Here is a 24393-nt window from a genome sequence, read left to right as displayed (position 1 = left end):
GGAAATCCGAGCCATGTCTGAATCCACCAATACCATTGAACAAGATGTTCCCGTTGCCAACAATACTGCTGCGGATAGCAGAGCGCAAAACGCCAGGCGAAAGCGGCTATTTCTGGCCCTGCTGGCGAGCGTCGCTACGCTCGGGGGTGGCTATTACGCATATGATCTTTTCGTCGCATCCCGCCATGCTGAAACCGACAATGCCTACGTCGGGGCTAATATCGCTCAGGTGACCCCTCTGATTGGGGGGCCTGTGCGCGAAGTCCTGGTGGATGATGCGCTGCACGTGAAACAGGGGGATGTTCTCGTTCGACTGGACGATACGGATGCCAGGATAGCGCTAAAGCGCGCCGAAGCTGAGCTGGCGTTGACTGAACGCCGCGTGCGCGGTCTTATCGCCACGGATGGCGGTCTTGACGCGCAAATAGCGGCACGGGCTGCCGACGAAGTGCGCGCCCAGGCGCAGGTCTCTTCTGCACAGGCTGATCTTGCCAGAGCGAAAATCGATCTTGACCGCCGCAACGCCCTGGCTGAGTCGGGCTCCGTCTCAGGCGAAGAGTTGACCACAGCGCGCAATGCCTACAGCACTGCGCTCGCCAGTCTGAGAGTTGCTGAAGCAGCCCGTACGCAGGCCGCGGCCAATCGTGCCACTGCCATCGGGAGCCGTGACGCCAACCGGGCACTTATAGACAAGAGTACACCTGACACCAATCCCGAGGTGCTGGCAGCACGTGCTGCACGGGAGCAGGCTCAGGTCGACCTCGAACGCACCATTCTTCGTGCACCCGTTGATGGGATCATCTCCCGTCGCCAGGTGCAGGTTGGTCAGCGTGTGCAGCCTGGCGCAATGCTGATGGTCGTGGTCCCGATCCACGCCAGCTATGTGGACGCCAACTTCAAGGAGGGTCAACTCAGGAAGGTTAAGCCAGGCCAGTCGGTTAAGCTCACCTCAGACCTCTACGGTAATAGCGTTAAGTATGACGGCAAAGTCGTCGGTTTCTCCGGCGGTACCGGCTCGGCCTTTTCTGTAGTGCCGGCGCAAAACGCAACCGGCAACTGGATCAAGGTCGTCCAGCGCCTGCCAGTAAGGATTGCACTCGATCCCCAACAGCTTGCAGAGCATCCTCTTCGTGTCGGTCTGTCTATGACCGCCGATATCGACGTCTCCAACTGATTGTGAGGAACCAGACGATAATGGTTGATTCCATCTCTCAGCATGAAAATCCAGCCGCCCGGTCATTAAGGGGCGGGAAACTCATCCTCGCCGCTATCCTGATCGGGCTGGGCAATTTTTTGGTCGTGCTGGATACCACTATCGCCAACGTCTCGATCCCCCATATCGCCGGCGGGTTAGGGGTCTCGTCCAGCCAGGCAAGCTGGGTTATCACCTCCTACGCAGTGGCCGAAGCGATCACTGTGCCGCTTACCGGGTGGCTCATGCGCCGCTTCGGTGGTTATCGTGTGTTCATTACCTCTTATCTGGCCTTCGGCGTGCTCTCGCTAGTGTGTGGCCTGTCGGGCACGCTTGGCATGCTCGTCGCCGGGCGCATATTCCTGGGTTTGGCCGGTGGCACGATCATTCCCCTTTCGCAGACCCTTCTGCTGCGTATCTTCCCACCTGAGAAGGCGACAATCGCGACAATCATATGGGCGATGACAACCACAGTCGCACCGATCGCCGGTCCCATTCTTGGCGGCACGATCTCCGATAACGTCGGGTGGGAGTGGATATTCTTCATCAATGTGCCAATTGCTGCCGCCGGTGGCCTAGGACTTCTGTACCTGATGCGAGGCCAGCAGGAAACGGTCACCCGGTCTCCGATTGATGTAGTGGGTCTTGGCCTGCTTATTGTGTGGGTCGGTGCGCTCCAAATCATGCTTGATGAAGGCCGCAACCATGACTGGTTCGCTGCAACAGAAATCCGCGTGCTTGCAGTGATTGCAGTAATCGGCTTTGTCGCCTTCCTGATGTGGGAACTGACCGAAAAGAATCCCATCGTTAATCTGCACGTGTTTCGCCATCGCGGCTTCGTTGCGGCTTCCATTACCTACTCGGTTGCGTTTGGTGCGTTCTTCGCCAGTATTGTTCTGATCCCGCTCTGGCTGCAGCAGAACATGGGCTACACCGCCACGTGGGCAGGATATGCCACCGGGATCATGGGGATTCTCGCAGTAATTAGTTCCCCCATCATCGGTCAGGTAGCGGCAAGGCTCGATCCACGGCTGATTGTATCGGTCGGATTGCTGGGACTTGGTGGCATATCTGCGTGGCGGGTGGGATTCACGCCGGATATTACCTTCATTCAGATGGCCTGGCCGATGCTGCTGACGGGCCCATTCCTGATGATGTTTTTCATCCCTGTAACCGGTCTGTGTATGGCGAGCGTCACAACAGCAGAACAGGCCGACGCGGCCGGGATCTCAAATTTCATGCGAACGCTCGCCGGCGCGTTTGCGACTTCAATAGTTCAGACCGGGTGGGCCAACGCGACACGTGAGAACCAGACTGAACTGGCAAGCGCGATGACTCAGGGACAAACCACCCTCGACAGCATGATGGCCAGTGGAATGTCGAGAGAGGTTGCCACATCTACGCTGAGCAGCATCGTTGAGGGCCAGAGCGTCATGCTCGCAACACTCAACATGTTCGCTGCGATTGCTTTCTGCTTCGCCTTCGCCGCCGCATTAATCTGGTTCTCTCCAAAACCAAAGGGACCCATCGACATGAGCGGCGGTCACTAAACAACAGGGCATAAAACCATGGCAAAGAAACTGAGTCTCTCCGCTAAACTCATCGTGTTTCCAGACCTCGTTGTCTGCGAGCACTGCGACAGGGTGTACCGGCGCATCGCGCTGGCCCCGGGCGAGGTTGCACGCTGCGAGCAATGTACTGCCATCCTCTATCGCGCCAACCGTCTGGATGTCGATCGTTGGCTGGCGCTGACCGTCGCCGCAGCAATCGTGTTCGTGATCGCCAACGTCTGCCCGGTCGTTCGCATCAGTATGCAGGGGTTGCACAACGAGACCACGCTCTGGCAGTCGACGGCGGCGCTCGCCTACGGACCTGGCGCTCCCATTGCAGTACCAACTGCAATATCAATCATCGTGGCACCACTTCTACAGATCACTCTGCTGGCCTGGGTGCTGGCTTTTGCCCGCACTGGTCGGCGTGCGCCAGGCTTCGCGCAGGCGATGCGGATGCTGGTCGCGTTGCGCCCCTGGAGCATGATTGAGGTCGGTCTGCTCGGCATTCTGGTGGCGGTCATCAAACTGTCAAGTTTCCTCCAGGTAGCACCCGGACCGGGGATCTGGGCCACGGCCGTGTTAGTGCTGCTGATTACGCTGATCGCGAGCCGCGATATCCACTGGCTGTGGGAGCTGACCGAATACAACCAGCAACGGCAGGCGGGCCGCACATGAATCTGCCTCCCCGCGCGTGCCACCTGGGTGTCATCGGCTGCCATATCTGTAGACTCGTTTGCCAGGACAAGCTCGACGAAACGAAGCACGTACACTGCCCTCGCTGCGGCGCATCACTGCATCGTCGGCGCCCCGACAGCATTGTGCGGGCCTGGGCCTTGTTGATCGCTGGCTTGATTTTCTACATTCCGGCCAACGTGCTGCCGGTTATGTATACCAGCCTACTCGGCAGTGGCAGCGGTAGCACCATCATGAACGGCGCTATCGAGTTCTGGAAATCCGGGTCTTATGGCATCGCTCTGGTGATTTTCATTGCCAGCGTGGCAGTTCCCTGCACCAAGTTTCTTGTCCTCACACTGCTGCTGATAACTTCACAACGACGCAGTAACTGGGCGAGACGCGAGCGAGCCAGACTCTACCGGCTCGTTGAGGTGATCGGCTACTGGTCAATGCTCGACGTACTGGTGGTGGCTGTAGTTGCCGCGCTGGTCAAGTTCCAGGGCCTGAGTGATATCGAGCCACGAGTTGGCATCTTCTTCTTTGGCGTGGTGGTGATCCTTACCATGCTCTCAGCTATGACCTTCGACCCCCGTCTGATATGGGATGATAAACCGGAATGAATAACGAACCCGAACATATCCACCAGCCCGGCAATCCTGCAGTGGCCCGCCGTCGCTGGCGTATTTCCCTGGTATGGCTGGTACCAGCCATCGCTGCACTGGTCGGGCTGTCAATGCTGGCGCATACCTGGCTGTCAGCTGGTCCTGAAATCACTATAGCTTTCCGTACAGCGGCAGGACTGGAGGCAGGCAAAACACCGGTCAAGTACAAGGACGTGACCGTGGGCACAGTAACGGCAATCACACTCAGCGACGACGGCTCGCACGTTGCCGCCACGGTCTCGTTGGCCAGGAGCGCGGAAAGTCTGACCCGCAGCGACACGCGGTTCTGGGTCGTGCGCCCGCGTATTGGCACCGGCGGTATATCAGGCATCGACACACTTCTCTCCGGCGCCTATATTGCGGCGGATGCTGGATCGGAACATGCATCCAGCAAAGTCTTTACTGGCCTTGAAACGCCGCCAACGGTTATTGGTGGTATGCCCGGAAAGTCATTTGTCCTGCATACCGAAGATCTGGGGTCGCTGGATGTTGGCTCGCCGGTCTACTTCCGGCGTATCCAGGTGGGCCGGGTAGCCTCCTACAAGCTTGATGATGATGGTAATCACGTCAGCCTGCAGGTCTTCATCGACAAACCCTACGACAGCTTTGTCACTACCGATACCCGATTCTGGAATGCCAGTGGGATGGATGTTTCGCTGGGTGCTGACGGACTCAAGCTCAAAACGCAATCCGTGGCCACAATTGTGGCGGGAGGAATTGCTTTCGCCGCCTCTGCACGCGGCAAAGATCACACGCAAAAGGCACCTGAAAATACCCAGTTCAGTCTTGCACCGGATCAAGCCAGCGCCATGGCTGAACCCGACGGGCCGGAGCAGTTCGTCCAGCTACGCTTCGACCAGGCACTACGCGGTTTATCTGTAGGTGCTCCGGTTCAATTCTCGGGGATGGATCTGGGCAGGGTGGTATCAATAAACCTCGACTACGATCCAAGTACGCTCCGATTCCCCACAACCGTTGGCATCGTGGTGTATCCACAACGTCTTGGGCGTCTGTTGGATAAATTGCCTGGTACAAATACAGAGCAACAAGCCGCTCAATTTCTGAGAGAACTGGTCGAACATGGCCTGCGCGCGCAGGCGAGATCAGGAAATCTGCTGACCGGACAGCTCTATGTTTCGCTGGAATTTGTTCCGGATGCACCGAAAAGAACCATAGACATATCGGCACGCCCACTAAGCGTTCCCACAATCAACGGCAGTTTCGATCAGTTGCAGGGGCAGGTGGCCAGCATCGTCGGCAAGATAGAGAAGATGCCCCTCGACTCAATCGGGCGAAACCTCGACAGCACATTAGCAGAACTTGACAAGACCCTTAAGCAAGTCAACAGCCAGACGTTACCGCAAACCACGCAGACCCTGCTGCAGGCCCGGCAGGCCTTTGGTGCGGCACAAGGTGTGCTGGCCGAAGATGCGCCATTACAGCAAAACCTGGGCCAGACGCTACAGGAAGTTCAGCGGGTATCTCGCTCACTACGGGTGCTGACAGACATGCTTGGCCGGCATCCTGAATCACTGTTGCGCGGACGCCCGGAATCTCCCTCGCCTCCTGCCACAGGAAAAGACAACACAGTAAGTCAACAGGAATCGCATCAATGAAAAGTTACCGTTTTTCTGGGCTTCTCGTGCCGGTCTTCTTTCTGAATGCCTGCGCGTCTCCGCCAGTACATTACTACTCACTTCTCGCACCGTCCGGGGAAACAATAACGACGAAGCCACCGGCCCCCTTCATGGTTGATGTATTGCCGGTCGGTATCCCGTCACAGAACGATCAGTCACAACTGGTCGTACGACAGGGCGCCGCTGGTGCCGTTGTCCTTGATAACGAGCGCTGGACTGGCCCGCTGGATGACGAAATTCGTAGTGCCTTATCGTCAGTACTGACGCATGAGTTGGCCACCCAGGATGTGGCCGGGCTGCCACAGACCTCTGCCAGGCCTGTACTCAGAATCAAACTCCAGTTGCGTCGGTTTGATGCCTGGCCCGGACAACGGGTTCAGCTTGATGCCGACTGGAGTTTGGGATTCGCGAATGAGGCGGGAAAGCCACGGCTGGTCTGCCGGGGCTATCTGGATGAGCCCGCGCCAGGAGGCTATCCGGAAATGGTTCAGGCCCAACAACGACTGGTCGCTGCGTTAGCCAGGAGGATAGCGACAGATGCACGAGCCTGGGCACATTCTCGTCAGGCAGCTTGCGTGGACCCACAGGAGTAACCCCGGGAGTATTGCGCGTCCTGCCCGTGATCGACGGAGGATGTGATCGGGAGTCCGACGATAGTAGATTGATAGACAGCATCCGCAATCGCGAGAGGGTGGACCTCGCCTTCTTGAACCACCTCCCCATAAACATTGAGGGTTGAATGACAATGGATACACCCAAGAACCTGACAAACGGTGCAACGCAGGTAGCGCCGGTGGGATCAATCGAAGCCTCTGAAGACCTGACTGGAATTCCAGGCACGCATTGGCTGATCGTGAGCGTGAGAGCGTTGGCACCCGATGGCGAAGGGCGACTGGATTTGGTGAACACATCCACGCATGCAATCCGTGCCCTTTATCCCTCTCCGGAGGCGCAGGTACGCTTCGACGCGCACACCTTTCACGGCCAGCCCGACCGGCCGCCAGAGCGCTTCAATCCACACGGACTCACCATTCGTCGTGGCGCGAACGGTGTCCACCAGCTCCTCGTCGTGCATCACGGCGTCCGCGAATCCGTGGAGATTTTCACTGTCGATACCCGTGACGTTCTGCCCCGCATCCACTGGCGGGGTTGCGTGCTTACACCGGGTTCTGTGACCGGCAACGGGGTCGCACCAATGCCCGACGGATTCGTGATGACGCAGACCACGCTGCCCATCCCCAAGAAGGGAGGTCGTGCGCTGAATTTCGAGGAAATCGAGGGTGGGCGCAGCATCGGTGAGGTGCTGGCCTGGAGTTCCCGTTCCGGATGGAGCAAGGTCGATACCGGAGGCGACCTGATGCCGAACGGAATCGAAACGTCGGCTGACGGAGAATGGCTCTACTACGCAGATTCTGTCCGCCAGACCTTTAACCGCTTTTCGTTCAGAGCCGGTGCCGCGAAGAAACATGTAATTCAAACCGGTTTCCACAGCGACAATGTACACTGGGCGCCGGACGGTAGTCTTTTGCTCGCGGGCCAGCAAGGCACCCTACGGGAAATCGTTGAGTATTTCTCCGGGAAGGAAGGTGCTGCGTGCGGGAATGCGCGCGTGCTACGCATTGACCCACAAACAATGAGCGTGCAGCCGCTGGTTGACTGCGCGGATTTTCCTCTGGCGAGCGGCGCAGTCGAAATTCAGGGCACCCTGTGGCTGGGACGCATCAGGGGGACAATCGGCCGGGTGGATTTACGTCAGGTGCATACCGCATTGCCAGACTAGCGTGGGACGCCAGGGCTTGCAGGATCCACCCAGGCTTCCGCCAAGAAAGCGTGGGGACCGGGCTGCCAGCGGAAATCGTCAAGGCCTTACTCATTTTCTGTCTGTACGACAATGCGCTGACTGCCCGGCGGGTATGAGATTAGTCATTCGGATAACGCCACACGTCCGCGGTTTCGCCAACGGCAAGAACCCGCTTTTCCGATGCGGGAAGTCCAAGGCGCTCCCACTCTGCTGCCAGGCGAACCGGCGGTTCGTCTAGCGGCTCGTAGGTCAGCTTGAAAGTCCCCCAGTGCATGGCGAAGAAGCACCCGGCACCAAGATCCCTGTAGGCCCGGGCAGCCTCCTCGGGGTTCATGTGCTGGCGGCGCATGAACCAGGACGGCTCATAGGCGCCGATGGGCAAAAGTGCAGCATCGATCACCGGGAAACGGCGGCCGATTTCCCGGAACCCGTCAAAGTAGCCCGTATCGCCCGAATGGTAGATGCAGGCGGAAGCTCCCTCGAGAATGAATCCGCCCCACAGCGTTTCGTTTACGTCGGTCAAGCCGCGACGGCTGTAGTGCTGGGCGGGCACGAAAGTCACCCTCACGGGGCCGATGTCGATGGACTGCCACCAGTCCAACTCGCTTGCGGAAATCCCTTTTTTTGCGAGGAACGACGCCATGCCCAGGCCGGCGATCACCGGCGCATCGACGCTCTTCACGGATGGAAGGTCGAGATGGTCGTAGTGGTTGTGACTGATCAGCACCGCGTCGATGGATGGCAGATCCTCGGGGCGCAGGCCAGCCGGAACATTCCGCCCCCCTGGCCCCAGGGCAAGCTCACCGAAGACCGGATCGACGAGGAACGACTTCCCTTCGATCTGCACCAGCCAGCTCGCATGCCCGATCCAGGTCAGGCGCGCGCCTTCACCCGTGCCCGGTGGAGTGGCGATCGCGACGAGATCGGGCACCACACACGGCACCGAAGCCTTTCTCGGTACACCACGGCCCCGGCCTGCAAGACTATCGACGACCAGCATCCGAAATGCCGGCACCACGGTGCCGGGAGCTTCGCTCCCGTCAAGATTCCTGAAACGTCTGGATTTGCCGAAAATTGCCATAGCCACCCCTTCCACATTGACGATGAGGATGAACGCCTATGGCATGAGTCGCTCGATGAACACACCAATCGGTGTTCCAGAAGACCTTCCCAATACGTTGCATCCCCCTCATTTCGAGTCGAATGCGATACCCGGCAAACGCCAACAACGGGCGATGCCATCAATCGCTTCTCAGAACCGATAGAGGTAGCCGAGACCAAGGCCATACTGCGTGCTCTTTTCCACCAGCGGGCTGTTGCGGATCGAGCTGCCCATGTGCTTGGCGCCCATGTCGAGGAACATGGTGTGACTGGACACGGGCTGCCAGTCCACGCGAAGCCCGATTTCGGTATTGAGCGCGGAACTACCGCCGTAGGCCGGGCGCCAGCTCCGTGCCTCGTCTGACCTTACGCCGTATTAATAGTCCACGTACTCGCCATCCACCCACTCGGCCGCCAGCCGCGGGGCCAGCCCGATTGTGCCTGCGGTAAATCGCCTGTCGATCTGCAGCGTCGTCCGCATCCCCCCGCTGTTGCTCATGGCATCCGTGAGCACTTCAGCAGAGAAATTGGCAATGCCGGTACGCCAGATGGCGGCGGCGCCGAGCCAGAAACTGGAGTCTCGATCGCGCATGCCCGCGAAATATGGGGAATCGCCCGAATCGAAGCCTTCCCCGATGTACCGACCACGCAGCCTGAATGACACCGGCCCGACCGACGGAAGCTTGACGTCCAGGACAGGCCCGGCCACCTGAATCCATTTGTTCTCATAGGTAATCATTGGCAAGCCTCGAACGCGGTCGTCGAAGTCGCGGTAGACGCGGTACTGTATGCCACCGGCAACGCCAATCCCCCACGTCGGTTCACTGCGTCCGGCTTCGGGCATCGCCTGACCTCTCGCCGACTTATTCGTATCGTCGGTCTGAGCCCATGCAACGGGTGTTGAAAAAATGCCAGCGACCAGGATCGGTAGCGCAGCGTAAGACGGCTGCCGGCGCAGGCGGACTGCGCATTGAGGACGAGATGACATGATTGATCCCTTTTAAGGAAAACGTGAAAATGCCTCCCCTGTACTGGGGAATGGCAGCTCGCGGACCACGCCATCGGGCCATCTCGATGAGTTCGCGGACCATCACCAGCAGACGGCCGCACTGCACCGTCTGCCTGATTTCCATACCGTCCGGACGACACTGGGTCGTCCCGCACGGGTCAGTGCAGGCGCTGCGCATCAAGTTTCGATGTGACGAGTGAATTGCAGGACTGTTGAGTCGTGACGAGGTTAGTTGCGTCATCGCTCAACCTCGTCAGCGGTAGCGCGTACGGTGTGTCGAAAAAAACCAAGCGATGCCAGCCATTTCTCGATCCTGTCCACATACAGGAACACGGCTGGCACGACCAGCAGGCTCAAGGCAGTCGATGTGATAAGGCCGCCGATAACCGCCATGGCCATCGGCCGGCGGAAGCTAGAATCCGCACCTAACCCCAGCGCGATAGGCAACATGCCGGCGATCATCGCGATGGTGGTCATCACGATGGGACGGGCACGCTTGTGGCACGCATCCAGCAGCGCCTCGTGAACAGGCAATCCGCGCTCGCGTATACCGATAACCGCGTACTCGACGAGCAGGATGGAGTTCTTGGTGACGATACCCATAAGCATCACCAGACCGATCATCGAAGGCACACTCAACTGGCTGCGCGTGACCAGAAGCGCGAGGAACGCGCCACCTATGGACAGAGGAATGGCAGAGAGGATGGTGATGGGCTGAAGGAAATCCCTGAACAGCAGCACCAGAACGCAGTAGATGCACAAAACACCGACCACGAGCGCCATGGCAAAGCCCCCGCCGAGTTCGGCAACGATCTCCGCGTCGCCGGCCTCAATCACCTTCACACTGGACGGAAGGGACTTGATCGAAGTCAGGTTGGCCACAGCCGCCTGCGCCGTCCCGAGCGCGGTACCTCCCAAATCGGCCGAAATGGTGACGTTGCGAAGACGGTCATGGCGGTCGATCTGCGCGGGGCCACTTTGCACAGTCAGGCTGGCGACACTTGCCAGCGGCACCGACCCGTCGCGCCCCGGCACGCGCATGTTGCCGAGCGTGTCGATGTCCTGCCGCGCGGCATCGGGAATGCGCGCGCGGATATAGACCTGGCGGTTGTCGAGGTTCAGGCGCGCCACCTGAGCGTCGAAATCGCCTCTGGTTGCCACCCGCACTACGTCCCCGATCGCCTCGGTCGTCACGCCGCGCTCGGCGGCGCGCTCCGGGTCGGGACGGATGATGATCTCCGGGCGCTCCAGGCTGGCCGTCGAGGCAATGCCAGTAAGGCCCTTGACGTCGCGCAGTTCGGCTTCCACCGCATCCGCGCTCGCCTTAAGTGCCTCGGCATTGTCGCTGGCGAGGATGATCGTAAGCTTTTCGCCCGGCCCGCCGCCGCCGATGGCAAAGCGCGCCCCGGGAACATCGAGCAAGCGTTCCCGCACGGCTTTCTCGATGACCTGCTGCGAAGGGCGATCATTACGCGGCCCCAGCGTGAGCGTGAGCGACGCGCGCCGAACTTCGCCCGCCTGCGCCCCACCGGGGCCGGCACTTTGCGCCTTGCCCACCGTGGCGAAAACATGGGCGATGCCGTCAACATCGCCGATGGCTTTGCGGGCCGACCCGGCGACCGCCAACGTGTCCTCCAGCGAGCTGGCTGGCGGCAATTCGATGCTCAGGGTCGTGCTGCCGCTATCAGAGGCGGGGATAAAGCCCGTCTCGATGAAAGGCACCAGGGCGAGCGAAGCCGCGAGAAAGATGACCGCTCCGCTCAGGGTCGTCTTGCGATGCTTCAGGCACCAGCGCGCCGTTGCCATGTACCAGCGCATGACCCGGCCATCTTCCTTCTCGGGGATCGGCTCGGGCTTGAGCAGGTAGGCCGCCATCATGGGTGTGAGCAGGCGCGCCACCAGCAGCGAAGCGAGCACGGCGATCACGGCGGTCCAGCCAAACTGTTTGAACACCAGGCCGCCGATACCACTCATCATGGCCGTCGGTAGGAAGACGACCACCAGGCTCATTGTGGTCGCCATCACCGCCAGGGCAATTTCGGTCACGGCGTCCTCTGCGGCTTCCCGGACCGACTTGCCCCTGTGCCGGTGGCGCTCGATGTTCTCGATCTCCACGATGGCGTCATCGACCAGGATGCCGACGATCACCGCCAGCGCCAGCAGCGTCACGGTGTTGAGCGTGAAGCCCAGCCAGGCCATGGCCGCGAATGCCGGAAGGATGGACAGCGGCAGAGCGGTCGAGGCTATCAGCGTCGCCCGCCAGTCGCGCAGGAACAGCCAGACGACGATCATCGCGAGGATGGCCCCCTCGTACAGCATCGCCATGGAGCCCTCATACTGCTCAAGCGTCTGGCCGACCGACCCCGAAATCTCAGTCAGGCTGAGCGCCGGGTCGGCCTGTTGAAGGCCGGCCAGGGCCTCGCGAACGCCCTCGGCCAGCCGTACCTCGTCAAAGCCCCTGGCGCGGTACACGCTGAAGCCGACCACATGCTCGCCATCGAGCAGGGCCGCCTGCGTGGGGTCGGCCTGACCATCGACGATGGTCGCGATTTGGTCCAACCTGAAGCTCTTGCCGTTGGACAACGCGATTCGCAGGTCCGCAAGCTCCGATGCCTGGCGAACCGTGGCAATCGTGCGAACCGACTGCTCCTGGCCGCCAAGCTGACCACGGCCGCCGGAAGATTCCTGCTGAACCTGGCGCAGTGCACGGGAGACATCCGCCGCCGTGATGCCGAGGGCAGACATGCGCGACGGATCGAGCTCAATCCGAACCTCACGTTCGATTCCGCCAAGCCGCTCGAACCGACCGACTCCGGGAAGCGAGAAAATAGTCTTGGCAATGGTGTCATCCACAAACCACGAAAGCTGCTCCTCATTAAGCCGGGACGACGATATGGCGTAGGTCAGAACGGGCGAACCTACGCTCGTGGAAGCACTGACGGTCGGTTGCAGAAGATCATCCGGCAGATCAGACCGGATGCTGTCAACCGCGTTCTTGGTTTCGATCAGCGCGTCCGACAGGTTCTTCTCCAGCACGAATTCGACCTGGATTGAAACCAAACCATCCGTGATCGATGTGCGCAGATGGTTCAAACCACTCAAGGTCGCAAGTGAATCCTCGACCTTGCGCGCGACCTCCGTCTCCAGCTGCGCAGGAGCCGCCCCCGGCTGCGTCAGCATGACCGTGACCATTGGTAGATCAAGGTCTGGAAGATCCTGCGTAGGCAGCTTCTGGAACCCCCATAGCCCTGCGAGTGCCAGCAGTGCGAACAGCAGGATCGAGGGGATCGGATTGCGAATGGACCAGGTAGCGAAATTCATGGTCTGCCCGCCCCAGCAGGCTGCCCCTGCGAAACCCGGACCAGATCGCGATCCTTGAGGAAGCCGGCTCCCCGGACAACAACACGCTCGTCCTTGCCAAGCCCCTCGGTGACCTCGACCTCACGGCCATTACGCCGGCCGACGCTGACGCTTCGCAGCGACACGCGGGACGTGGCACTGGTGTCGGCCAGCACCAGGACGTGGCTGCGCCCATCGCGGATGACAACGCTCTCGGCGGGCACGACCAGCGCCGGCTCTGTCCCGAGTCCGAGCCTGCCGTTGGCGTACATACCAGCCCGTGCCGTGCTTCCAGGGTGGATGTCGGCGTAAACAGTGGCCAGGCGAGAGGTGCTATCCAGAATCGGCGAGGTCTGGCGAACCGTCGCCTTCGCTGTCTTGCCGTCGGGAAGGTCTAATGTTACCTGCTGCCCGATCTCGACCTGAGCGAGTTGCTCGGCGGTCAGTTCGCCACGCCACTCCAGGCGCCCCCGGCGAATCATGCGAAACAGTTCCTGGCCCACCGTAACGACGCTGCCGAGCGTTGCAGTCCTGTGGCTGATGACACCATCGTCCGGCGCAGTGACGTCGGTGTAACGCAGCCGCAACTGATTGGCAGCGAGCAGCGCATCCGCGGTCCTGGATTGAGTCACCAGCTGGAGCACGTCCTGTTCACTCATCGCGCGGCTGCTTTGCAACGCGAGCGCGCGCTGCCGGTTGGCGGCAGCCTGATCGGCATTCGCTTTCAGTTCCGCGCGTTCCGCCAGCAACAGATCCGGGTCAAAACGAGCGATAATCTGTCCCTTCCTGACGATATCGCCGACATTGACGCGAACATCGATGAGCTGATAACCACCAATCTGAGCACCGATGCTGGCTTCTTCCCATGCGGCAATCGCACCCGAAGCCCTGATCTCTATGGGCCACGAGACTTCCCGGGGGATGGTGCATGTGACGGTCAGCGCCGGCGTCGCCGCGGCAGTCGCTTCCTCCAGCGTCGTATCGCCCCTGCCGACGACTATCGCCAGCGCCGTCACAACGAGGGCCACTCCCCCCACGAAATACGCGATCCGGTGCCGCCGGAGGTGTCCCCGGGTGGGCTGGTTACGGTGTTCTTGTTCCTGACTCATGGCGATAATTTTCCTTACGGGCGATACAGGGGTGGCAGACGGAGCGTCGTCCATTTGCTCAGTCGTTGTGGGCTGCGGTACTGCGGCCCATAACGGCGGGTTCCCTGCGGCGCGCACAAGGAGACCCGGGATGGGTGCGATCGTAAGCAGCGGCGATGGCGCTTTCCTGCGCGCCCCTGAGCTGTCAACCCGGGCCTTCCTGCCCGAATAAGGTGATTACATCCGCCTTATACCGGACTTCGTTCGCGTGCGCGCAACTGCAGACGCATCGGCGGTCTGGAGAGAGGTATCCGCATCCAGCCACGCGGGGAACATAGCCGTCAGGGAACTCACGTCATTGGCGTTGCGCGCATCAGGCTCACTGCGGGCCACTTCTTCTGTCGCAGGGGCATCTCCCCACAGGTCTGGCTCTCACAAGAACCTGGCGCCAGAGAACCCCGAAGTGGTGCTGATCGTGTCTGTGCCACCTGTCTGGGTTTGCGATTTGTCTCGCGACACCGCGCCGTTGACCCCGGGCCATTGAGCGCATCTGGTCTGGCTGGGACCAGGGCCAGGCGCAGCGACCAGCACGCTCGTCATGAGCCGGGGACGATAGCGTTGCTGATGGCCCGACAAGACGTGCATAGCTGCCATCACAGTTCGCCCACCAATGAAAACGCCCTGGCCACGATGGAGCGCAGGTTCTGCCTGCCGCCATCCGCATACCACTCGTCAAGGGCAGCCGTCCATGCGGACGTCACCGCGCCCACGATGATGCGCGCTTTGAGCATGCTCAGCCCGGTCTCGCTTTCTCGTTCCACGAGTGCGGCAGCGAGCGACACCTCCCGATCCATCCGCTTTTCGCATCCCTTGGCGAGCAGAGCCGGCGTTTCCTTCAGCAGGCGCACCAGTGCAAAAGCCATGTCAGGATTGGCGTCATACCGCAGGAGCGTCGTGGCCAGCGTCTCTCTGACCGCATCCAGTGGCCCCTCGTGGTCGGGACGCCCCCGCAATTCATCGACCAGCTCATGCGTCTTCTCGTCGTGCCACAGGAAGATCAGATCTTCTTTAGTCTTGAAGTAGCGAAAGAACGTACGCCTAGCCACACCAAGCGGCTCGACGATGTGTTCGATGGTCGTGTGGGTAAAGCCCTGTTTCAGAAACAACTCAAGCCCGAGGTTGGATAGCTCCCTCCGGGTGCTCTCTTTGTGCCTTTCGCGAAGGCCGGGATTTTTATTTGCCATGAGAGTATTCTGTCATATCTGGCACCAAGTGACAATAAGGCACTTAGTGCCATAAGGCATCTGGTTTGCTCTAAACCGACGCTTCGAAGCGCTTCATTGCTGCCATATAATGAAGGTTTATAAAGACCGACCGGGAGACGCGGCTAGCACCAGAGATCAATGTGCCGGGAGGCTTCTTTCACAAGATCTTGGCCGCAGGTATAATCGAATGCTAAATCGCCTACATCAACTCAAGCGCTGCTTCGAGTCTTCCGTCGAAGTTCTGCACGATATCTGCGACACCATTGTTACGTGAGCTAGTGATCCGCTCCGCAAGTTTCTCTATGTTCTATCCAGAGGGCAGAAACACATCTGATTAGTTTACTTTTAGGTGAAATTTAGGTGGTACCAAGGGGGAATCTTCGCCTGCCAATGCCGCCCGATGTGCGACTGCAGAAGATCTCATGGAAGCCCCAATACACCGCGGGACCGTCCGCACTTGGGCTATTCGTGTCGGCCTGAGTGAACGCACTCTCGCACGGTTGCTTATTCAGGAAACCGGTATGAGCTTCGAACGCTGGCGCCAGCAGATCCAAGTCATTCTTGCGGTGAAATGGTTGAGTACTGGAATGTCGGTTCGACAGGTCGCCGATAGTCTGGGTTAAGAAAGTGCCGGTAACTTTGTGACTATGTTCCGCAAATCACTCGGCACTTCACCGAGGCGCTACATAGCTGAACGCAACCTCCGGCTCAGTTGATCGAGAGCAACGGCATCTTCGAGTGCCGTGGATGGATAGAATGATCTGTTTTATCGGGGTACCGCACGTTACTCCGACCGCGCATGACACTTCATGGCTGTGGAATGTGGCAGTGGTTTCCCGCCCCAGCCGTGGCTCGTTCACCGGCCTCCGTGGCAACAGCGAGAAGCTCGAAAAGGAATACACAGTCTGCTGCGGATTCTTGAGACCGGTTTGCAGGAAATTTATTCGCCCAAGCCATCGCGCAGACGATCGATAAGCCACTCTAGTGAAACAGACAAGCGGTTGTTCTCGGAGCGAAGCAAGTAAATAGTCAAAGCCGATTCGACTGCCAGGTGACGGATAACGACATCCGATCGTTGGCTTACCGGGATCTTGGTCGCAGTCATCAAGCCGATGCCATAGCCTGCGCCGTCCAATGTAAGCATCAGATCCAGCGAGGGACACTTCCCTCGATTAATCCTACCCTGCAATAGTGGACACGGGACTAAGTGAGAAAACTCTCAACCAGAGGGACTCATGACAAGATCATTATCAATAAGCAAAAAGCCCCGTAAATTACACACACCTGAATTCCTCAATGAAGCTCTGATTGTAGTGGCATAGAAAATTTGGCCACCTGATTAAAGGTTATATTCTCATTCAACACAAAACAAATGACTTAATGAGCAAGAAAACTAAGCGTACTTTCACCCCCTGAGTTCGTGGCATAATGTACTGACTTTCGTTTCTGGCCGTCCTATTAATGCCATTGCCGGTAGCGATTTTATTGGCGTCATTTTTTAGGCCGCCCCTTCTTCCCTCGGGTCCCTTCTGAGGCCTGACCTGCTGTTGTTCGCTCGGCAATCAATTCTCGCTCAAACTCCGCCTGTGCGGCAAAGATTCCAAAAACAAGCTTGTCACTGGCTTCCCTGAGGAATACACGAACCCCCTTCTGACGCTGCTGGGCTATGAAACACTCCGTTGTCGGGAATTGCCGCTGGCGCTGAAGCTGCCAACAGAACGCAGGGCGCGCAGCGTTGCAGACAAGCTGCTGAGCCAGCCGGCCTGCATAATGGATCAGCAACAGCCTGCCCATGAAGCGGGGCTCAGCATCAGAAGCATCAACTGTCTATTCAGTCAGCAGACCGGGCTGAGTTTCAGTCATTGGCACCAGCAGGCAAAGGTGGTGGCTTCACTGCGCTGGGTGTCAGAGGGATTGCCAGTCAGTGAAATCGCATCGCTGAGCGGTTATAGTAACGTCAGCGCCTATATTGACGTATTCCGTCAGAGCTTCGGTAAAACGCCCAGTCGGTTTAACTGAGAGCACGGCAGTACGGTGCATATCCGGTAAACATAAGTATATTCCCTGATTAACGAGAATTTACATACAGCCTTATAAAGCCTGAACAGAGCTTTGTGACGTGCATATATTAACCGCGCGCCTTATGCCGACTGACAGAGCGGCTGCATCCGTTACTCATCTGAATCCTGCTGCATCAACCAACGCGCGCACGTTGTCAAAGACATCGTTACCTTTATAATCACCTTCGTCTGGAGTTGTTGATAAAGCCTGCAGCGATACGCTCAGCGCCAGTATCAGTTTAGCGCGTTCTTCAGTTAGCATCGCTCTGGCTCAGTAAGAACAGTCCCCATGATTTCACTTTGACTAGGCTTAAACGTAGCTTTAAGACTCGCCTCCCGTTGTTTGCCAGGCATTGTACTTGATGACGGACAGGACGATTGCCGGCCTTAATGCAGCAATTGTTCTGCCGCGGGCCTTAATGAAATCCGCTGGCCCACATCTCACAATTACCTCAGCGAACTCAACGTTCGGAAGTCTTATCAGGTTTGGTGAACCACGGTCTGACCTGTTTTGGCATTACATTACACTGCCTGCACAACCTGTTGACATTCTCTTTGTACTCCCAAGCTCCGAGGCTTTGTGTTGCCAACTGTTCAGTTATGGGACCGCGCATGCTTGCCGCACTGGATGATAACCGCGACCGCTTCAACAGCGCCGAAGAAATTCAAAACTACGCTGGCGTTGGCAGTGTGCGAAGTTCGTCCGACAGACATTCGTGGAATGGACTGCGAAGACGGTTAACTCATCGTACTGGGCCAGCGAGAAAAAGGAAAATCGCATCAATCCGCTATCCGAGCTCTGGCGTTCAAATAGATCCGGATAATTTATAGCTGCTGGAAAAACAGAACCTGTTACGACGAAGCAAAGTATTTGCTGGCTCTCCAAGCGCGAAACTCGCCCTTACTGAAGCCATAAAAAGCTTGTCGAATGTCTCAGCGCGTGAAGCGGACATCACCTCCTGAGTGAGCCAGCGCACAAACCCGCACGAAACTCTTCGACGTGAATTTACATAACCTTATGAAATTTTATAACTGTATGGCATTTGCCTAACCCTTCCAGGGCAAAAATACATAACTACTCACCAACCCTGCTGCGTATAACTATAGCGGTGTTTTTCTCTCACTGAAGGTGACGCATGACACAACAACGCCATGAATTATCAGCCGATCATGAGGCGCATATCGCTTCTGCGATTGGCAAATTCTTCCGCCGCATTATCCCGATGCTGGCGCTGATGCTTATTATTAACCAGATTGATCGCGCCAACATTGGCTTCGTCAAAGCCCAGCTGCAAACCGATGCCGGAATCAGCGCGGCGGCCTTCGGCTTAGGCGCAGGACTGTTCTTTATCGGCTATGCGTTGTTTGAAGTGCCCAGCAATATGATGCTGAAGAAGTTCGGCGCAAGGGTGTGGCTCACGCGCATTATGATCACCTGGGGAACGGTGGTGGTACTTACCGGTTTCGTCAGCACGCCAATGCATTTTTATATGCTGCGTTTCCTGCTTGGCATGGCGGAGGCGGGCTTCTTCCCTGGCGTGCTGTTCTATTTTCGTCAGTGGGTGCCCAATGCCTGGCGAGGCCGCGCAACCGCAATGGTATTGAGTGCAACCGCAAGCGCGTTTCTATTCTCTGGCCCGCTCACCGGCGCAATCCTGATGATGCACGATGTCGGCGGACTTGCGGGTTGGAAATGGGTCATGTTTCTGGAAGGCGGCGGATCGATAGTGATCGGCCTGCTGGCGGCGTTTGTACTGGTATCGAAGCCAGAAGGGGCGAAATGGCTCAGCGACGCGGAAAAACAGGCGCTCGCGCAGCAACTGGCAATTGAAGACGCGACGCGTGACGAGCGTGCCGTCACACAGGGACGCTGGGGATTGATCACCGATCGCAGCCTTATATTCTACTGCCTGATCTTCTTCACCATGACCATGACCGGTTACACGCTGGTGTTCTGGTTGCCGCAAATTATCCAGCGTATTCAGGGGTTCAACAGTTTCGAATCCGGACTGCTGACCGCCATCCCGTGGCTCTTCGCCATTGTTGCGCTGTTTCTGCTGGGCAAAGCCACCGACCGTTATCGCGATAAGCTGGAGAAAGGGCTGGGCATCGCCATGCTGATCGCCGCATGCGGCACCTTTATGGCCACGCTTGGCACGCCGTGGTTTGGCTTTGTGGCGATGATTGTGGCTTGCATCGGTTCCAAAGTCAGTGCCGCGTTCTTCTGGCCGATGCCGCAAAGCGAACTGCCCGTCTCGATAGCGGCACCGGGCATTGCGATGATCAACTCTGTCGGCAACCTTGGCGGATTCTTCGCACCCACGGTGTTTGGCTATCTGGAGATGCACACCGGCAGCACCACCGGCGGCCTCTACGCGCTGACCAGCGTGTCCGTGGTGACCGGCCTGTGGCTGTTGCTGCGCACCAAACCTGTTCCCCCCGCTTTAGGTCACAAGGAGAGACTTCATGTCAGACAGTCCAGTCATTAATACCATGCGCATCGTCCCAGTTGCTGGTTATGACAGCATGCTTTTGAATATCGGCGGTGCCCATAACTGCTTCTTCACGCGCATTATCGTGATCCTCACCGATTCTGCCGGGCATACCGGGGTGGGCGAAACGCCCTGTCATGCCTCGACGTTGCAGTTGCTGGAGCAGTTTCGCCCGCTGATTGTAGGCAGCTCGCTGCTGCGCCTGAATGCCACGCTGAGCCAGCTTTTCAACAGTGAGGCGCGTCAGAAGCACACTTCACACACCAACGACATCCACATTCCGCAGATGAATCCGGAGAAGTTTTATAACGCTGCGGCGGCGATTGAGGCCGCGCTACTAGACCTGCAAGGCAAGCTGTTTAACCTGCCGGTCGCCGATCTGCTTGCCAGCGGCAAACAGCGTGAGCGTATTCCGGTGCTGGGTTATCTGTTCTATATCGCCGATCGCAAGCGCACCACAATGCAGTACCGCTCGGGCGATAACGCGGCGGATGGCTGGTTCCGTCTGCGTCATGAGGCGGCAATGGACAGCGCTGGCGTTCAACGGCTGGCGGAAGCGGCAGTGGAGCAGTACGGCTTTCGTGACTTCAAGCTAAAAGGCGGCGTGCTGGCAGGCGAAGCGGAAGTGGAAACGGTTGAAGCGCTACTGGCGCGGTTTCCCGGCGCGCGCGTCACTGTCGACCCCAATGCCAGCTGGTCGCTGGATGAGGCGATTCGCTTTGGTAAACAGTTGGCAGGAAAGGTGCCCTATCTGGAAGATCCCTGTGGTGCTGAGCAAGGGTATTCAGGGCGGGAAACGCTTGCCGAATTCCGTCGCGCCACGGGCGTGGCGGTCGCGACCAATATGATTGCTAACGACTGGCGCCAATTACATCATGCGCTGCAACTTAACGCCATCGACATTCCGCTTGCCGATCCGCACTTCTGGACGATGCGCAATGCCAACGTGATAGCGCAATTGTGCAACGAATGGGGGCTGACCACCGGCTGCCACTCCAATAATCATTTTGATATCTCACTGGCAATGGTGGCGCACCTGGGCGCAGCGGCGCCTGGCGATCGTCAGACCGCCTTTGATACTCACTGGATTTGGCAGGATGGCCAGCAACTGACGCATCAACCGCCGCAGATCCGCGATGGCTATCTGGAATTACCGCCAGGCCCGGGTTTTGGCATCGAATTGAATATGGAACGCGTCGAGGAGGCGCATGCGCTTTACAACGCGCTGCCGGATAAGAACCGAAACGATGCGCTGGGGATGCAATTTTTAATTGATAACTGGCGCTATGATGCCAAACGTCCGTCAATGGTTCGCTAAGGAAGCGAAATGAAGAGAATATTACGTGCGGTGGCGCTCATGGCATCGATTGCCGCCAGCGCGCCACTGCTGGCGCAAACTTTTGTCTACATATTAGAAGCCAGTGATGGCACCATCGCACGCTACGCGCTGAACGAGTAAACCGACGCGCTGCAACTGCTGGGGTGACACTGACCCAAAATCCTGCTCCATTCAGAAACAGAATTCCGGCATGATAAACACTCCCCTGAACGGAGGTGGTGCCGATGAAAAAGTCACGATTTACCGAAGAGCAGATTGTCTTTGCCCTGTAGCAGGCCGAGCTGGGGATGTCCGTACCGGACGTCTGCCGCAAGCTGGGCATCTCCGACGCCACGTTTTACACCTGGTGTAAGAAATACGGTGGCATTTCACCCTCAGAACTAAAGCACATGCGCCAGCTGGAAGAGGAAAACCTGCGTCTGAAGAAACTGGTGGCCGATCTCAGCCTCGACAAGGCTATGCTGCAGGACGTGCTGGCAAAAAAGAACTGACGCTGGCACGCCTGCGCGAATGGATCAGGGATTTACAGGCCCGATACGGTGCCAGCGAAAGACAAATCTGTTTTGCGCTATGGCTCAGCCGCAGCTCGTTCCGGTACCATTCCGTTGCGGCAGACGACAGTGCGCTGCGCCTGCGCATCAGGGAGATTACCTAAACCAGGGTTCACCATGGCTACCGCAGGGTACACGTGATGCTCAGGCGGGAAAGCTGGCGTGATAACCACAAACGCATTTGCCGCCTGTACAGTGAACAGGGCCTGTCGCTGCGCCCCAAGCGTCCACGCCGTAATAAATCCGCACAGCGGCGACAGCCGCAGCCTCAGGGGCTGTATCCGAATCACGTCTGGGGCATGGATTTTGTCTCTGATGCGTTGTTTGACGGAAGGCGACTACGCCTGCTGACGGTTATAGACCTGTACACCCGCGAATGCCTGGGGATCTGCGTGGTGCAGAATCTGCGTTCAACAGAAGTGGCGGAAATGCTGAACAGCATAGAGCTCAGGCGTCCGTTACCTCAGATGCTGAAAACCGACAACGGCTCTGAATTTGCGGGGAAAATGCTGGACAGCTGGGTGTATGAACGGGGTATCCGTATCGACTTCTCACGCCCCAGAACGCCGACGGACAATGCGACGGTAGAGTCCTTCAACGGCAGGCTGCGACAGGAATGTCTGAACGAGAGCTGGTTCATGTCCCTGGAGGATGCGCGGTGCAAAATCGAAGCCTGGCGCATACACTATAACCAAAGTCGTCCCCATTCTGCGCTGGGCTGGATGACCCCCTCCGAATTTGCCGTAAAATCTGCCGGTTGCCAGAATATGCAGCCAGAATGAAGCCAGTTATTCCTGATTATGAATGGATCACATACGGGGAGCGGTTCAACAAACCGACATTATGGACTGACGGTTGTATCTAATACCGGGGGCAGGTCAAATCCTCTATGAGCTGTGAGTTCAACTGATGGATGCAACACACTGATTGAACCGTTCTGCGGGTGATTCATAGTCTAGCGTTTTTCTCGGTCTTTCGTTGAGCTGTCTGGCAACGCTGTTTAGTCTCTGCTGGCTGTGAATCGATAAGTCAGTTCTCTTTGGAAAATATTGTCTGAGCAACCTATTCGTATTTTCATTTGAGCCACCTGCCAGGGAGATTGAGGATCACAGAAGTAAATCTGGATGTCTGTAGCTACAGTAAATCGGGTGTGGCTGGTCATTTCAGCTCCTCGATCCCAGGTTAATGTTTTATAAAGCTCAACAGGTAATCCCCGGGCTTGCCTGATGAGTGCAGATATAACGGTTATGGTCTTGTTGTCCCTGATTTTGGCCAACATAACAAAGCGGGAATGGCGTTCTACGAGGGTGACGATACAGGAGTTTTTCGAGCCCTGGATCAGGTCACCTTCCCAGTGACCCGGTATGGCTCTGTCTGCGGCTTCAGGTGGCCTCTCGCTTATCTGTACCGCATTCGAGATTGATCCTAATCCTTTCCCTTTAAGCGATGACGTTCTGGATCTACGCACGGCTCTTCCGCTTCGGAGGCATTGCTGCAGTTCTTTTTTTAATGCCCCCCGAGTTTGTATGAAAAGCGTTTTATATATCGTTTCATGTAACACATGCATTTCCTGATTATCCGGATAACAGCGTTTCAGCCAACCGGCGATTTGTTCCGGCGACCAGTCCTGATGCATCTTCTCTGCGATGATTTTACAAAGTGTAGGTCTTTCAATTAGCTTGCAAGGTTTTGGTCTCAGAGCATTTTCCCACGCAGCAGCATCCGCTTTTGATGCACGATATTGTTTTGCACCACCGTGCCTCTTAATCTCGCGGCTAATCGTTGAGGGAGCTCTCGATAGTTTGTTTGCGATCGCTCTGATGCTGATTTTTGCTACAAGCGCTCTGGATATTTCCTCTCTTTCATCAAGTGAAAGCGCTAACGGGTGCCGCTTTCCGACAGGGGGACGGTATCCACCAGTCTGGTGGATAGTGGGCATAATAGAAGAATGATATCTGTCGAACATTCTGGCGATATCATGCACGGAATCACCTTGTTTGTATCTGTCTTGGATAATCGCTTTCTGTTCCGACGTTTAGTAAATCCGCGTTCTTCGTTTCATGGCAACGTCCCCCTTGATTAAGGATAGCGTTGCATCGACCCGTTGAACTCACAGCAAAAAGCGAACAAACCGCTTTTTGCTAACAAGTCTTATTGGCCTCAGTCAGTACTATTTTTATAGCAGGTACGACCGCACAAGTAGGCTTCCCAGCGCCACAATTAGGGAACATTGAATGCCTATAAACAGATTTATTTAACCCACAACTAATGGTGGTCATTTTGGTGGTCTTGACAGGATGAAGATTCAAGTTTAGCTTCCTTATTAGCCAGTTACTGGCAAAGGTGATCCCAGTCAGAGGAGCCAAATTTGAAAAGCCTGCTTTTAAAGCAGGCTTTTTGCTTTTCTGCGCAAGGTAAATGCAAAACGGCAACTGGGTTGCCGTTTTTAGTGTGTTCCCCCTCTCCCGTGGGTGTACGGTCCGGGGACATAGTGAACACTTGTTCGGGGACATGGTAGACACTTACAACTGAGGCATAAGAACCCGTTTATGGAGTCGCTTATGCCCTGGGATGCGAGAGATACCATGTCATTACGTACCGAGTTTGTGCTGTTCGCCTCGCAGGACGG

The 24393-nt window shown here is 57.4% G+C and carries 18 protein-coding genes and 6 pseudogenes; 15 read left to right on the top strand and 9 right to left on the bottom strand.

Annotated elements, in window-relative coordinates:
* Positions 1–13: 13 nt before the first annotated feature.
* The 7 genes from IM273_RS15940 to IM273_RS15910 all read left to right on the top strand — a co-directional run bounded on the left by IM273_RS15940 (position 14) and on the right by IM273_RS15910 (position 7499).
* Complete coding sequence (locus IM273_RS15940; protein ID WP_047063019.1) at positions 14–1174, top strand: HlyD family efflux transporter periplasmic adaptor subunit; 1161 nt, start codon at positions 14–16, stop codon at positions 1172–1174.
* Between the two features lie 20 nt (positions 1175–1194).
* Positions 1195–2742, top strand: a complete 1548-nt coding sequence (locus IM273_RS15935; protein WP_072208238.1) for a DHA2 family efflux MFS transporter permease subunit — start codon at positions 1195–1197, stop codon at positions 2740–2742.
* Positions 2743–2760: 18 nt separating this feature from the next.
* On the top strand, positions 2761–3420 hold the full coding sequence (locus IM273_RS15930; RefSeq protein ID WP_047955835.1) for a paraquat-inducible protein A: 660 nt from the start codon (positions 2761–2763) through the stop codon (positions 3418–3420).
* On the top strand, positions 3417–4040 hold the full coding sequence (locus IM273_RS15925) for a paraquat-inducible protein A (protein WP_047063016.1): 624 nt from the start codon (positions 3417–3419) through the stop codon (positions 4038–4040). Before IM273_RS15930 ends, IM273_RS15925 begins: the two co-directional genes overlap by 4 nt.
* Entirely contained in the window at positions 4037–5698 is a 1662-nt protein-coding gene (locus IM273_RS15920; RefSeq protein WP_047955836.1) for an intermembrane transport protein PqiB, read from the top strand. Before IM273_RS15925 ends, IM273_RS15920 begins: the two co-directional genes overlap by 4 nt.
* Positions 5695–6312, top strand: coding sequence for a membrane integrity-associated transporter subunit PqiC (locus IM273_RS15915; protein ID WP_047063014.1), 618 nt, complete (start codon positions 5695–5697; stop codon positions 6310–6312). Before IM273_RS15920 ends, IM273_RS15915 begins: the two co-directional genes overlap by 4 nt.
* 152 nt (positions 6313–6464) lie before the next feature.
* Positions 6465–7499 (top strand): hypothetical protein, encoded by a 1035-nt coding sequence (locus IM273_RS15910; protein ID WP_047955837.1) that lies wholly within the window; start codon positions 6465–6467, stop codon positions 7497–7499.
* 139 nt (positions 7500–7638) lie between these two features.
* Here the strand turns inward: IM273_RS15910 and IM273_RS15905 are convergent, their stop codons facing one another.
* From IM273_RS15905 to IM273_RS15885, 5 genes and pseudogenes are all read right to left on the bottom strand, one after another.
* The gene (locus IM273_RS15905) at positions 7639–8601 is read right to left on the bottom strand and encodes an MBL fold metallo-hydrolase (protein ID WP_047955838.1); all 963 of its coding nucleotides are present in this window, start codon (positions 8599–8601) and stop codon (positions 7639–7641) included.
* A gap of 171 nt (positions 8602–8772) precedes the next feature.
* Positions 8773–9465: pseudogene (locus IM273_RS15900) on the bottom strand (MipA/OmpV family protein).
* A gap of 402 nt (positions 9466–9867) precedes the next feature.
* Positions 9868–12951 (bottom strand): efflux RND transporter permease subunit, encoded by a 3084-nt coding sequence (locus IM273_RS15895; RefSeq protein WP_047063008.1) that lies wholly within the window; start codon positions 12949–12951, stop codon positions 9868–9870.
* Positions 12948–14078: an efflux RND transporter periplasmic adaptor subunit gene (locus IM273_RS15890; protein WP_047063006.1), complete on the bottom strand. Its 1131-nt coding sequence runs from the start codon at positions 14076–14078 to the stop codon at positions 12948–12950. Before IM273_RS15890 ends, IM273_RS15895 begins: the two co-directional genes overlap by 4 nt.
* Before the next feature lie 632 nt (positions 14079–14710).
* Complete coding sequence (locus tag IM273_RS15885; protein ID WP_047063004.1) at positions 14711–15301, bottom strand: TetR family transcriptional regulator; 591 nt, start codon at positions 15299–15301, stop codon at positions 14711–14713.
* Between the two features lie 443 nt (positions 15302–15744).
* Between IM273_RS15885 and IM273_RS22510 the strand changes: the two genes are divergently transcribed.
* Positions 15745–15945: a helix-turn-helix domain-containing protein gene (locus IM273_RS22510; RefSeq protein ID WP_052768067.1), complete on the top strand. Its 201-nt coding sequence runs from the start codon at positions 15745–15747 to the stop codon at positions 15943–15945.
* A gap of 317 nt (positions 15946–16262) precedes the next feature.
* Here IM273_RS22510 and IM273_RS15875 read toward each other — a convergent pair.
* A pseudogene (locus tag IM273_RS15875) lies at positions 16263–16478 on the bottom strand (LysR family transcriptional regulator); the annotation flags it as partial.
* Between the two features lie 258 nt (positions 16479–16736).
* Positions 16737–16945 (bottom strand): annotated as a pseudogene (locus IM273_RS15870) (recombinase family protein); the annotation flags it as partial.
* A 66-nt stretch (positions 16946–17011) separates the two neighbouring features.
* On the opposite strand from IM273_RS15870, the gene IM273_RS15865 reads away from it, so the two are divergent.
* The gene (locus tag IM273_RS15865; protein ID WP_052768066.1) at positions 17012–17341 is read left to right on the top strand and encodes a helix-turn-helix domain-containing protein; all 330 of its coding nucleotides are present in this window, start codon (positions 17012–17014) and stop codon (positions 17339–17341) included.
* 156 nt (positions 17342–17497) lie between these two features.
* Here IM273_RS15865 and IM273_RS15860 read toward each other — a convergent pair whose 3' ends face one another.
* Complete coding sequence (locus tag IM273_RS15860) at positions 17498–17644, bottom strand: hypothetical protein (RefSeq protein ID WP_154400831.1); 147 nt, start codon at positions 17642–17644, stop codon at positions 17498–17500.
* 338 nt (positions 17645–17982) lie between these two features.
* Between IM273_RS15860 and IM273_RS15855 the strand changes: the two are divergent.
* From IM273_RS15855 to IM273_RS15835, 5 genes and pseudogenes are all read left to right on the top strand, one after another.
* A pseudogene (locus IM273_RS15855) lies at positions 17983–18298 on the top strand (IS110 family transposase); the annotation flags it as partial.
* A gap of 220 nt (positions 18299–18518) precedes the next feature.
* Complete coding sequence (locus IM273_RS15850) at positions 18519–19871, top strand: MFS transporter (RefSeq protein ID WP_193051754.1); 1353 nt, start codon at positions 18519–18521, stop codon at positions 19869–19871.
* Positions 19849–21192, top strand: a complete 1344-nt coding sequence (locus IM273_RS15845; protein WP_047062999.1) for an enolase C-terminal domain-like protein — start codon at positions 19849–19851, stop codon at positions 21190–21192. The genes IM273_RS15850 and IM273_RS15845 overlap by 23 nt, the downstream gene beginning before the upstream one ends.
* A 9-nt stretch (positions 21193–21201) precedes the next feature.
* Positions 21202–21333 carry a hypothetical protein gene (locus IM273_RS22645; RefSeq protein ID WP_255467567.1) on the top strand — a complete coding sequence of 44 codons (132 nt, stop codon included), beginning with the start codon at positions 21202–21204 and terminating at the stop codon, positions 21331–21333.
* Positions 21334–21494: 161 nt separating this feature from the next.
* Positions 21495–22546, top strand: a pseudogene (locus IM273_RS15835) (IS3 family transposase).
* A 120-nt stretch (positions 22547–22666) separates the two neighbouring features.
* Here the strand turns inward: IM273_RS15835 and IM273_RS15830 are convergent.
* Positions 22667–23781 (bottom strand): annotated as a pseudogene (locus tag IM273_RS15830) (IS30 family transposase).
* Positions 23782–24313: 532 nt separating this feature from the next.
* Here IM273_RS15830 and IM273_RS22505 point away from each other — a divergent pair.
* Positions 24314–24393, top strand: an 80-nt coding sequence (locus IM273_RS22505) for a hypothetical protein (protein ID WP_226857953.1), incomplete at its 3' end; no start/stop codon positions are given.

The sequence above is a fragment of the Enterobacter cloacae complex sp. P13B genome (assembly GCF_014895915.1).
GTDB classification, from domain to species: Bacteria; Pseudomonadota; Gammaproteobacteria; order Enterobacterales; family Enterobacteriaceae; genus Enterobacter; species Enterobacter bugandensis.
This window is presented reverse-complemented; position numbering and strand designations above follow the sequence as displayed.